Below are 11,192 nucleotides of genomic sequence, written 5' to 3'. Positions count from 1 at the left end.
TTGTTGCTATGATTGATAAATTAGCGAAACGCAATATCATTCATAAAAACAAAGCTGCAAACTTAAAATCGAAATTATCCACTCAGGTTAATTCGTTGTAAGAAGAGAAAAACCACATTATATAGAAAACCTCTCCGAGTTTCGGGGAGGTTTTTTTGTGTTTCATAATCCCGTATGTTCTGTAACTATAATTTAGTATTTCAGAAATTACTAATTATAATTAATTTTAGGATAGAACTCCGGGATAAATGGGTGAATACAAAAAACTAAATATAAAAGACTGGGCTGTTGAAGATCGTCCGCGCGAAAAATTATTGAGCAAAGGACCGCGGTCGCTAACCGATGCAGAACTTATTGCCATTTTAATTGGATCGGGCAATATTGAAGAAACAGCCGTAGAACTCTCCAGGCGTATTTTAACTTCTGTTGAAAATAACCTTAACGATCTGGGCAGAAAAAGCATCGAATATCTAACAAAATTTCAGGGAATTGGCGAAGCAAAAGCTGTTACCATTGTTGCTGCTTTAGAACTAGGAAAACGCCGGAAAGATGCCGATGTATTCAATAAAAAACAAATAACCGGAAGCAAAGACGCAGCTGATTATTTTATGCCAATGCTTGGCGATTTGAATCACGAAGAGTTTTGGATTTTGCTGCTCAACCGTGGCAACCGGATTATCGACTCGTTTATGGTGAGCCAGGGCGGAATTTCGGGCACCGTAATCGATGTGCGACTGATATTAAAAAATGCACTTGATAAAATGGCCAGTGCCATTATTCTCTGCCACAACCATCCTTCGGGAACCATGCAGGCATCAAATGCCGATCTGAATATTACCAATAAAATTAAAAGTGCGGCTGAAATTATGGATATAACTGTGCTCGACCACATTATTGTTGGGCAGAACAGTTACCTGAGTTTAGCCGACGAAGGAATGTTAAACTAATAAATCGAACGAAAATGATACTTTTTTATTCCGACGAAGTTAACCCACGGATTGAGTACATTGCAAAACTGATCTTCGCGAACATTTTGCAAACGGAAATAGCTTTTACTCAGAATTCTGCGGAGTTTCGAAAGTCGGAATTACCAAAGATCAACTATTCATACGAGAAGTTTGGCGACGAATTTTACATCAAACCGCACAAACTCATTTTTCAAAATGCACTTATAAAACCGACTATTAATACTGTTCGGTACGAAGGCGAAAAATATTTCTGCGAAACTTCGAAAGATTCCGATCTGCCTTTCGATCCTTTTGCAGCATCGTTTTATCTGGTTACCCGCCACGAAGAATATGTAGATAAAAACCGCGATAAACTGGGGCGTTATCCTTATCAGAACAGTATTCTTACAAAATATAATTTGCTGCAAAAACCTGTTGTAAATATTTGGGCAAAACTACTGGCAAAATTGCTGAAAGAGAAATACCCGAAGTTTAACTACATCGAATCGAAATTTAAGTTCATTTCAACCATCGATATCGATAATGCTTACGCCTACCAAAACAAGGGTTTTCTGCGCACAACAGCAGCCTGGGCAAAATCGTTGGTAAAAGGCAACCGGCAAGATACCATAAAACGCAAACGCGTATTAGGCGGAAAAGAATCCGATCCGTATGATACTTACGATTATCTCGACAGTGTATTTGCAGGGAACGAGGATAAAGTAAAGTTCTTCTTTTTGCTGGGCGATTATGGCCGTTACGACAAAAACATTGCCCACACCAACAAAGAATACCGCGAGCTGATAAAAAGTACGGCCGAAAAATACGATGTGGGTATTCATCCGTCGTTTGGCAGTAGCAAGAAAAAAGGCAAAAAGAAAGTTAGATTGGAAAAACAACGCTTGGAAGAAATTATCGGCAAACCAATCTCCAAAAGTCGGCAACATTACCTTCGGTTGAAATTTCCGAAAACATATACCCGCTTAATTAAAGCCGGCATTGAAGAAGACTACACACTCGGTTACTCTGCTCAACCGGGATTCAGAGGCGGAATTTGCACGCCTTATTGTTTCTACGACCTGAAACACGAATCGGTAACGAACCTGAAAATCATACCATTCAATATTATGGACGGAACGTTGCGTTATTACCTTCAGCTATCACCGGAAAAAGCTTTTGAAGAAATAAAAAAGATTATGCAGGAAGTTAAAAATGTTGGTGGTACATTTGTAAGTGTCTGGCACAACGAAACCGTAAACGATTTGGGAACATGGAAAGGTTTCAGAGAAGTGTTTGAACAGATGAACAAACTGGGATTTGAATGGGCGAACGAGTAGCCCGGCATTTTTAAATGAGCAGCGAAAAAAAAATTCACTATATAAAACATGCGCAAATCGATTCCGGGAAATGGAATCAATGCATAGATGGTGCGTTAAATTGCAGGATTTATGCCTACGACTGGCACCTCGACAGAACTGCCATTGAGTGGGACGCCCTTGTTTATGGCGATTACGAATATGTAATGCCACTGCCCTTTCGGAAAAAAATGGGCATAAAATACCTTTATCAACCACTTTTTTCGCAACAATTGGGGATTTTTCCAACGCCATCAAACGCTATTTTTGATGGATTTATCGCTGCTATAAAAGATCGTTTTAAATACGCCGACGTGCAATTAAATGCATTAAATGTTCCCGGCGAGAATACCGACGATATTTTTTTCGAACGGAAAAACTACCTGCTTTCGTTAACCAAGGATTTTAAATCGATAATTTCCGGCTATTCGAAAAATACAAAACGAAATATTGCCAAAGCGCAAAAACAGGATCTCTCGATTATTGAAGGCATCCGGTTTGAAGATTACCTTGCTTTTAAAGCCAAAAATCTACCAGAAGGTGTTGATCAATCAGCTATTGACAAATTGAAAAGCCTCATCGCTTTTGGCGAATACAAAGGTTTTGGGAAAATATACGGAGTATACACACCCGGAAATGATCTTTGCGCTGCCGTTTATTTTTGCCGCTGGAAAGACCGTGTGATCTATTTTAATGCGGCCTCAAACGAAGAAGGCAAAAACACGGGAGCCATGTATTACCTCATCAATCGGTTTATTGAAGATAACGCCGAGAAAAACCTGCTATTGGATTTCGAGGGATCGATGATTCCGGGAGTAGAACGCTTTTACGCAGGTTTTGGAGCAAAACCCGAAACCTACTTTCAACTTAAATATAATCGTTTACCTTTGCTTCTTAAGTGGCTTAAACGATAATTGGCAATGAGGCATTTTCCGCGATTGGTAAGTAAAAAACTGAGTCCGCTGTTTTCAACCCGAAAACTTCTGGCAGCGAAAACACCTCCTATTTTGCCTTTTTACCACACCGTTAGCAACACGCATTTACCCCACATTTTAAATTACCCGGTAATCGATGAGAAACAATTTAAGCAGGAACTCGAATTCTATTTGAAATATTTTAATCCTGTTTCGCTGGAAGAGCTCACGAAGTCGCCCAAACCCGGCAGTTTTCATTTAAGTTTTGATGATGGATTGAAAGAATGTGCAGAGATAGTTGCACCCATTCTTTTGCAAAAAGGCATACCGGCTACGTTTTTTGTGAATAGTGGTTTTGTCGACAACAAAGAACTTTTCCACCGGTACAAAGCCAGCTTAATTGCCACCGAAATGCGCATGCAACCCGACGCTGAAGTGGAAAATTACCTGCACGAAAACGGGATACCGCTAAAAGAATTATTGCAAACTCCCTTCTCAAAAAGAGAAATACTCGATCATGCAGCGGAACTGCTTGAAATCGATTTTCAATCTTATCTTGAAACGAAACAACCTTACATGACAACCGCCCAAATTAAAGAGCTGCATAACAAAGGTTTTTCCATTGGCGGACACAGCCATAAACACCCCGAATTATGGAAGATTTCGGAGAAAAAACAGCTTAAGCAGATCAAAAAAAGTATAAAGTGGGTGGAGGAGAATGTGAATCCTAAAATAAAAGCATTTGCATTTCCGTACACCGATGATGGCGTATCCGGAAAACTGATAAAAAAGATACACGATAACGGATTGTGCGATATTAGTTTTGGTACGGCGGGCGTTAAATACGACGAAACACCCAATCATTTTCAACGCTACCCGGCAGAACAATCGGGTGATTTTGAATTGAATATAAAAGCAGAATTTCTTTACTTTAAACTGCGCAAAGCAATTGGCAAAGCAACAGTAAAACATTGACTTTACAGGTAAAAAAAATACGATTAAACGAGCTGGAGAATTTTGTGAAAAGCAAAGAATTCCAGGACAACGAAGTGATCCCCATTTCTCCAATTCGCGCCCAATCGTATCTTGCCAATCCGCATGCAAAAACTGAAGATATTGTACTTTATCTGGGTTTTATAGATGAGAAGTTAGTAGCCTTTCGCAGCATTTTTGCCGACACTCTTTCTGATGAAAATGGAACAATTCGTTTTGGCTGGTGCAGTGGAAACTGGGTGCACGAGCAACACCGCCGCTTAGGTTATTCCGAGCAACTTTTACGCGAAGCATACAAGGACTGGGACAAAAAACTGGCATTCACCAATTACGCTCCAAATTCAGAAAAGCTGTATTTAAAAACCGGGCTGTTTCAAGCGATTCACCAATTTCAGGGTGCGCGCGCTTATTTGTTTGCCAAAACAACTAAACTTTTCCAGGCCAGAACAAATAAAGCTACGTCGGTCCTTTTCAAAATCATCGACTTTTTTATTGCGCTAGCAGTTCATTTGATTGGTGTTTTCTACAAGCCAAAGCCAAATTCTACACTCGCATTCGCAGAAATTGAAAAACCGGATGAAGCCTGTTTTCAGTTCTTAAAATCGAATCCGGTTAACACTGTTTTCAGCCGTGATGAAGTAGAATTAAAATGGATTTTTGAGCATCCCTGGTTGTCACGACAAAATAGTAGTGGGGCCACCCGGTATCCTTTTTCATCCTTCTCGAAAAGTTTTTACTACAAAACCGTAAAAGTAAATCGGGATGATAAAATGCTGGGCTTCTTTATTTTCTCCGTTCGCGAAGGTCATTTAAAAACCTTATATTTTAATCTGACAGAAGATTGCACAAAAGAAATTGCGGCTTTTCTAAAAAAATATTGCCTGGCCAACAAAATTGAGTACACAACTATTTATAAAAAGGAACTTGCAGACCAGCTTTTAAGCAGAAAATTCCCATTTTTGTATGCGAAAAGCTACGGGCAAAAAATATACTGTACTTTTCAGGTGTCAAATAAAAAGCAACTAACATTTCAGGACGGTGACGGAGATTTCTTCTTCACCTAAAATTATTAAATATGGACATTCGAGTTTTAGGCCACAACCACTCCATTTTAGATCAATATCTGGCAGAGATCCGCGACACAGGAATTCAAACCGATCCACTGCGTTTTCGTGATAACCTCAACCGAATAGGTGAAATTTTTGCTTACGAAATAAGCAAAGAAATGCACTTTGAAGTTAACGACGTTACTACTCCGCTTGGCGTTGCAAAAGTTCCGAAATTATGCCAGCAACCGGTATTGGCAACTATTTTACGTGCAGGTTTAGCCATGCACAATGGTCTGCTGCGTATTTTCGACCGTGCAGAAAACTGTTTTATTTCGGCCTTTAGAAAATATACCGAAGGAGGCGACTTTGAAATTGAATTTGAATACATGGCTTCTCCTTCACTCGATAATAAAGTGGTCATACTTTCTGATCCGATGCTGGCCTCGGGAAAATCGATGGAAATTGGTTACGAAGCTTTATTCAGTAAAGGAAAACCGGCTCACATTCACCTGGTGGCAATTATTGCCAGCGAAGAAGGAGTTGAATATGTGAAGAATGCTATTAAAGACGAGAATGTGACTTTATGGTTGGGTGCTGTTGATCCTGAAATGACGCCAAAATCATACATCGTTCCGGGATTGGGCGATGCCGGAGATTTGGCATTTGGCGAAAAAATCGATTCAAAATAGAACAAACAAGAATGCCAGCCCTATACAGGACTGGCATTTCTTGAAAACTCTCTCAAACTATTCTTGCTATTATATCTTAAAAATATACCTCAACGGTAATATTCTCTCTTCCAAATCCTTTGTCGCTTAAAATCTCCATCGAGTCGAAGATCATATCGCTATTTCCACAAAGGTAAAAACAAGTATTCTTATCAAAATCTGTCTTTTTCAGGTAATCGGTCACCCTGCCGTTAAAATCGCCAGTTTTATCGCGCGATGTGCAAAGTGTGTAATTCTCTTTGTTGTAATCCTGCAGCTCGTAACCTTCCTCGGCATAACGAACCCCGTGAATTAACTGGTAGTTCAACCCCGGATTACTTTTTACCATGCTATGAAACGGTGCAATTCCGGTTCCGCTGGCAATAAAAACATGCTTGTGCGTGTCTTTATTTTTCTCATCCAAACCAAATTTTCCGAATGGGCCATGCACTTCTACCATGTCGCCAACTTTCAGATGTTTAAGTTTTGGCGAAAAGTAACCACCTTCAACTTCCTTTACCAAAACCTCGAGATTTTCGCCTTTTTCGGCACTGTAAATCGAGTATTCGCGGCTCTGATAGTCGCCTGTAATCGACAACGAAACATGCTGCCCCGCAACAAATTCGAAGCGACTTTTTGGTAACGACAACACAAAAGTGTGCTCTGTTAATTTCCTGATCCCAACAACCTTATAATAATTTGTATCAAGCTGTACTTCTGGTTTCATATCAATTGTCATGATGTATCTAATTTTTCTTCGACACAAAAATATGTGCAATTATTGATTTAAAGACTTTTTGGTATTTTAATTCACCGATAGTTTTAGAGAATTAACCGATTATTAACACGAATGTTCAATAGTATGCCATAATTTTGAATAGAAATTTTCGAATATCGATTTCAATTTCTTAAAAACCAAGTCATCAGAAAAAATGAAACGAGTACCGATTGATCGGGAAGAGTTCCATGAGTTACCGATAAAAGCAAACAATAACAAACGAATGAAAACATTAATCACCTACTGCACCACACATGGTTGTACCGAAAAAACAGCCACCGAGCTAAAACAGTTTTTTGGAGGCGAAGTATTATTAATTAACCTGAAAAAGGAAACTGCACCTGATCTTACATCTTTCGATCGGATAATTGTTGGCGGCTCTATTCATGCCGGCCAGATTCAGAAAAAAGTGAAAGAGTTTTGCAACGAACATTACGAAACGTTGAAAAACAAAGAACTCGGATTATTTATTTGTTGTATGGAAGAAGGCGAAAAAGCGGAAATTCAGTTAAACGATGCTTTTCCAACCGGCTTAATTAAAAGTGCCAAAGCAACTGCATGCCTGGGCGGAGAGTTCGATTTTAATAAAATGAATTTCTTTCAGAAGCTAATCGTTAAAAAAGTGGCGAAGGTTGAAAACAGTGTCTCACGTTTTAACCACGATGCCATTAAACGTTTCTCGCAGCAAATGAATACGATTTTTAATCCGTTTCTGTTTTTTGTTTAGAAGTTCAGGTAATAGTCGCGCGTTAACTCTTTAAATTTATCGTTCCACGATCCGTCATTATTATAAATCTGCAGGCAGTCGGTTTCTGAAGAGTTTTCTTTTTTACTCATCTCAACCAAAACCCGATTTGCCGGTTTTTTCTCATTAGGAGCAACCATCGTAATGCGATCTAAATAGAGTCGGTTTAACAGTGCCAGGTTTTCTATTTCCTTTAATGCCGATTCGGGAAAAATAAATGCACTTCGCCCCTCTTCCGATAATAAATTCGAGGTAATATTAAGTAACGTTTTATACGACAAACTATCGGTATGCCGCGCCAGCGACCGATTTTCATTTCCGGCTTTTAACGAATTCTGGAAAAAAGGAGGATTTGATACAATCAAATCAAATTGTGAAGTAGTTTCGGCAGCAAACTTTTGTAAGGAAATATTCTGGACTTCTACCCTGTTTTTCCATGGAGATGCAGCCACATTTTCGGCAGCTTCTTCGGCAGCATTTTTTTCAATTTCGATGGCAGTAATTTGGGCTTTCGAGCGCTGAGCCAGCATTAAAGCAATTAAACCGGTTCCTGTCCCGATGTCGAGGATTGTCCTGCATTCACGAACATCGGCCCATGCCCCCAGCAAAATGCCATCGATGCCAACTTTCATTGCCGACCGCTCTTGGTCTATTCGAAATTGTTTGAACTGGAAATAATTGTTTCTGCCCATCACATAATAAATCGTTTAATGCCATCTTTTAACCGCAGCACATTAAAATTAAACAACAATCCGAGCTTAAAATCCCCAACCTTCAAATAGGTAAGTACCTGAGCAAAATGAACATCTGTAAATGTTTCAACTGCTTTTAGCTCGATTACAATTTTGTTTTCAACTAACAGGTCGATCCGATAACCATGATCCAGTTTTATATCTTTATAAATAATCGGTAGTGGCTTTTCCTTTTCAACATTCAAACCTAATGCTGTCAACTCATAATAAAGACATTCCTTGTAAGTGGACTCCAGTAGGCCCGGACCAAGTGCCTTATGAACTTCAATAGCTTTACCGATAATTAAACTTGATAATTTATTTGTATCCATCTCCATCGTGTTTTGGTGAAAAATAAAGTTACACAAAGATTCACCAAGACCACACAAAGAACCACAAAGTTTATTTTACTTTGTGAACCTCTGCGCTTCCTTCGAGGTTCTTTGTGTAATAGATATCAAAGGTTAGAATTTTTCGAAAACTCCCAACCCAAACAAGGCAAAATCATATTTAATCGGATCGTTCGGATCGAATTCGCGTAAAGTAGCGGTAATTTCTGCCACTGCTTTCCAGTCGTTTGAACGGCGTTGCAGCAACCCCAGTTTGCGCCCCACATTTCCGGTGTGCACATCGAGCGGTAGCATTAATGCTGATTGCGGAATTTCGTTCCACAAACCAAAATCCACTCCTGATTTATCATTTCTACACATCCAGCGCAAATACATGTTCAGGCGTTTGGCCGAAGCACCTTTTGTTACATTCGAAATGTGTTTACGTGTTCGTTCACCTTCTATTTCGAAAAATACAGAATGGAAATGTGCCAAAGCCGATTTTACAGAATGTTCGTTTTTATACCCCCTTTCAAAAACGGTTTGCAAGCCCCCGTGATTTTTATAGATATTTCGCAGCGAACGAATAAAATAAATACAATCGTCGCCGTTAAACGTGCGGTGCACAAACTTTTGGAGGCGGTCGAGTTCCTTTTCAGAAGCGTTTAACACAAAGTCGTGTGGCTGATTATCGAGCATTGCCATTAAACGCAAGGCATTTTTTATAATGGCAGCACGGTTTCCCCAGGCGATTGTTGCCGCCAGAAAACCGGCAATCTCAATATTTTCTTTTTCAGTAAATTGTTTGGGAACCTGTATCGGATCGGTTTCAATAAACTCGGGTTGATTATACCTTTCAACTTTTTCGTCGAGGAAATCCTTTAAGTCAGATTTTGAAAGGGATGCCGGCATTTTTCCTACTCTATAATTCCATCTTTGATGTGGATGATCCGGTCGGACTGTTCAGCAAAATGATCATCGTGCGTAACAATAATAAATGTTTGTCCCATGTCGTCGCGCAATTTAAAAAGCAGGTCGTGCAGTTCGTCGCGGTTGGTAGAGTCGAGGTTTCCCGAAGGTTCATCGGCCATTACCACCGACGGACTGTTTATTAGCGCCCGGGCCATTGCAACGCGTTGTTTTTCGCCACCCGATAATTCCGATGGTTTATGAGTCATGCGGTCGGCCAAGCCCAAATAATCGATGAGCTCTTTTGCGCGGGCTTCGGCTTTTGCTTTTGGTGTTTTGGCAATAAAAGCCGGAATACAAACATTCTCCAACGCCGTAAACTCAGGCAGCAAATGATGGAACTGAAACACAAAACCAATTTCGCGGTTTCGAAAATCGGCCAGTTTTTTATCGCTGAGGTCAGAGATTTTTGTGTCGTTAAAAAAGAGCTCTCCACTGTCGGGTTTACTCAATGTGCCAAGAATTTGCAGCAAAGTTGTTTTTCCTGCTCCACTGGATCCAACAATAGAGTACAATTTCCCTTTTGGAATATTCAGATCAATTCCCTTTAACACCTCAAGTGCTCCGAACGATTTTGTTATGTTTTCAGCTCTTATCAATGCAATATTTTATAGGATAAACACAAATTTTACAGCTTTAGTATTTCATACATCACATATGCCAGATAAGTCACTAAAAGCACTACTCCGGTGATTTTTCCCACTTTCCAGCGTTGAACAAGTAAAAGTACAATGAGTAACAAAACGGAGCCTGACAAGATAAGCGACGAACCAAGTAAGTTTCCACCAGCTTCGATAGTACCTCCCGAAATAAGCATTACAAGTATGAATGGCAATCCCAGTCCTACCAGAATATCAAAGATATTCGAACCGATAGCATTGCTCACTGCCATTTCTCCACGTCCCTGACGCGCCACAATTAATGATGAAAACAGATCAGGAATAGAAGTTCCGATTGCCAAAACCGTAAGTGCAATTATGGCTTCAGGTATATTTAATTCGTGCGAAATAACAACCGCCAACTCAACCAAAGCCCAACTTAGTGCAGCAATAAGTACGATTGATACAAAAAATACCAGGTAATAACGTTTGGGTTTCGGAAAAATAAAACAAAGTACATGATCGAATGGCGCCAGAATTCCTTTCGGATTACATTCGGGTTCTTCTTCCTCATCACTTTGTTTGTCGTCGTATTTAAACCACTTTCGCCAGTATACCACGGCAATTACATACAACACATAAACGGCCAGAAAAACACCGGTTTCCCACATTTCCAGTTTTCCGTCCCAGATAAAAAATACCAGGAGGGCCACCGAAAGCGAATAAAAAATAAGATCGCGTATTACCGGACTTTTTGTTAATGTAGCTTTACGCACCAATGCCGATGCACCAACAATTACCAACAGGTTGAAAATGGCACTTCCCACAATGCTGCCGATACCGATTGCCTGGTGTTCGCCGGGTTTTATAACGGCAAACAAAGCCACGAACAGCTCTGGCGCACTCGAGCCCACGGCCATTAAAGTTGCTCCTGCGGCATCACTCGATAAGCGCAGATCTTTCGAAATTTTATCCAAAGACGATATAAAAAACAAATCGACAACACGGGCAAGCAAAATAAAGCAAGCCAGCAGAGCCAATATGGAAAGTATAATCATTAAAATGATTTTTTGTGT

The 11,192-nt window shown here is 39.9% G+C and carries 14 protein-coding genes; 8 read left to right on the top strand and 6 right to left on the bottom strand.

Going from position 1 to position 11,192, the window contains the following annotated elements; translation table 11 throughout:
- Positions 1–8 precede the first annotated feature (8 nt).
- From rpsT to upp, 7 genes are all read left to right on the top strand, one after another.
- Positions 9–101: a 30S ribosomal protein S20 gene (rpsT, locus tag QZ576_RS06235; protein WP_297095178.1), complete on the top strand. Its 93-nt coding sequence runs from the start codon at positions 9–11 to the stop codon at positions 99–101.
- Positions 102–248: 147 nt separating this feature from the next.
- Positions 249–947 (top strand): DNA repair protein RadC, encoded by a 699-nt coding sequence (gene radC, locus QZ576_RS06230; protein WP_297095173.1) that lies wholly within the window; start codon positions 249–251, stop codon positions 945–947.
- Between the two features lie 14 nt (positions 948–961).
- On the top strand, positions 962–2,284 hold the full coding sequence (locus tag QZ576_RS06225; RefSeq protein WP_297095170.1) for a polysaccharide deacetylase family protein: 1,323 nt from the start codon (positions 962–964) through the stop codon (positions 2,282–2,284).
- A 14-nt stretch (positions 2,285–2,298) separates the two neighbouring features.
- Positions 2,299–3,216: a hypothetical protein gene (locus tag QZ576_RS06220; protein ID WP_297095168.1), complete on the top strand. Its 918-nt coding sequence runs from the start codon at positions 2,299–2,301 to the stop codon at positions 3,214–3,216.
- A 6-nt stretch (positions 3,217–3,222) separates the two neighbouring features.
- On the top strand, positions 3,223–4,191 hold the full coding sequence (locus tag QZ576_RS06215) for a polysaccharide deacetylase family protein (protein ID WP_297095166.1): 969 nt from the start codon (positions 3,223–3,225) through the stop codon (positions 4,189–4,191).
- Positions 4,188–5,273, top strand: coding sequence for a GNAT family N-acetyltransferase (locus tag QZ576_RS06210; protein WP_297095164.1), 1,086 nt, complete (start codon positions 4,188–4,190; stop codon positions 5,271–5,273). Before QZ576_RS06215 ends, QZ576_RS06210 begins: the two co-directional genes overlap by 4 nt.
- A gap of 11 nt (positions 5,274–5,284) precedes the next feature.
- Complete coding sequence (upp, locus tag QZ576_RS06205; RefSeq protein WP_297095161.1) at positions 5,285–5,947, top strand: uracil phosphoribosyltransferase; 663 nt, start codon at positions 5,285–5,287, stop codon at positions 5,945–5,947.
- A 76-nt stretch (positions 5,948–6,023) separates the two neighbouring features.
- Here upp and QZ576_RS06200 read toward each other — a convergent pair whose 3' ends face one another.
- The gene (locus QZ576_RS06200; protein ID WP_297095159.1) at positions 6,024–6,704 is read right to left on the bottom strand and encodes an FAD-binding oxidoreductase; all 681 of its coding nucleotides are present in this window, start codon (positions 6,702–6,704) and stop codon (positions 6,024–6,026) included.
- Between the two features lie 193 nt (positions 6,705–6,897).
- Here QZ576_RS06200 and QZ576_RS06195 point away from each other — a divergent pair, with 193 nt between their 5' ends.
- Entirely contained in the window at positions 6,898–7,470 is a 573-nt protein-coding gene (locus QZ576_RS06195) for a flavodoxin domain-containing protein (RefSeq protein WP_297095157.1), read from the top strand.
- Here QZ576_RS06195 and QZ576_RS06190 read toward each other — a convergent pair.
- From QZ576_RS06190 to QZ576_RS06170, 5 genes are all read right to left on the bottom strand, one after another.
- Positions 7,467–8,180, bottom strand: coding sequence for a methyltransferase (locus tag QZ576_RS06190; RefSeq protein WP_297095176.1), 714 nt, complete (start codon positions 8,178–8,180; stop codon positions 7,467–7,469). The two genes, QZ576_RS06195 and QZ576_RS06190, sit on opposite strands and share 4 nt — an antisense overlap.
- Positions 8,180–8,551: a GxxExxY protein gene (locus QZ576_RS06185; RefSeq protein ID WP_297095154.1), complete on the bottom strand. Its 372-nt coding sequence runs from the start codon at positions 8,549–8,551 to the stop codon at positions 8,180–8,182. Before QZ576_RS06185 ends, QZ576_RS06190 begins: the two co-directional genes overlap by 1 nt.
- Before the next feature lie 132 nt (positions 8,552–8,683).
- Complete coding sequence (locus QZ576_RS06180; RefSeq protein WP_297095152.1) at positions 8,684–9,460, bottom strand: TIGR02757 family protein; 777 nt, start codon at positions 9,458–9,460, stop codon at positions 8,684–8,686.
- Between the two features lie 5 nt (positions 9,461–9,465).
- A complete protein-coding gene (locus QZ576_RS06175) occupies positions 9,466–10,116 on the bottom strand; it encodes an ABC transporter ATP-binding protein (protein WP_297095150.1) in 651 nt (216 codons plus the stop codon).
- A gap of 29 nt (positions 10,117–10,145) precedes the next feature.
- Positions 10,146–11,174, bottom strand: a complete 1,029-nt coding sequence (locus QZ576_RS06170; RefSeq protein ID WP_297095148.1) for a calcium/sodium antiporter — start codon at positions 11,172–11,174, stop codon at positions 10,146–10,148.
- Positions 11,175–11,192: the final 18 nt, after the last annotated feature.

Origin of the sequence: uncultured Draconibacterium sp. (assembly GCF_913060805.1) — a bacterium.
Classification (GTDB): Bacteria; Bacteroidota; Bacteroidia; order Bacteroidales; family Prolixibacteraceae; genus Draconibacterium.
The sequence above is the reverse complement of the archived record's forward strand: the minus strand, read 5'-3'. Positions and strand labels throughout refer to the sequence as shown.

Coding starts and splice junctions, on each gene's coding strand:
- rpsT (WP_297095178.1), top strand. CDS start 9: ATGATTGATAAATTAGCGAAACGCAATATCATTCATAAAAACAAAGCT.
- radC (WP_297095173.1), top strand. CDS start 249: ATGGGTGAATACAAAAAACTAAATATAAAAGACTGGGCTGTTGAAGAT.
- QZ576_RS06225 (WP_297095170.1), top strand. CDS start 962: ATGATACTTTTTTATTCCGACGAAGTTAACCCACGGATTGAGTACATT.
- QZ576_RS06220 (WP_297095168.1), top strand. CDS start 2,299: ATGAGCAGCGAAAAAAAAATTCACTATATAAAACATGCGCAAATCGAT.
- QZ576_RS06215 (WP_297095166.1), top strand. CDS start 3,223: ATGAGGCATTTTCCGCGATTGGTAAGTAAAAAACTGAGTCCGCTGTTT.
- upp (WP_297095161.1), top strand. CDS start 5,285: ATGGACATTCGAGTTTTAGGCCACAACCACTCCATTTTAGATCAATAT.
- QZ576_RS06200 (WP_297095159.1), bottom strand. CDS start 6,704: ATGACAATTGATATGAAACCAGAAGTACAGCTTGATACAAATTATTAT.
- QZ576_RS06195 (WP_297095157.1), top strand. CDS start 6,898: ATGAAACGAGTACCGATTGATCGGGAAGAGTTCCATGAGTTACCGATA.
- QZ576_RS06190 (WP_297095176.1), bottom strand. CDS start 8,180: ATGGGCAGAAACAATTATTTCCAGTTCAAACAATTTCGAATAGACCAA.
- QZ576_RS06185 (WP_297095154.1), bottom strand. CDS start 8,551: ATGGATACAAATAAATTATCAAGTTTAATTATCGGTAAAGCTATTGAA.
- QZ576_RS06180 (WP_297095152.1), bottom strand. CDS start 9,460: ATGCCGGCATCCCTTTCAAAATCTGACTTAAAGGATTTCCTCGACGAA.
- QZ576_RS06170 (WP_297095148.1), bottom strand. CDS start 11,174: ATGATTATACTTTCCATATTGGCTCTGCTGGCTTGCTTTATTTTGCTT.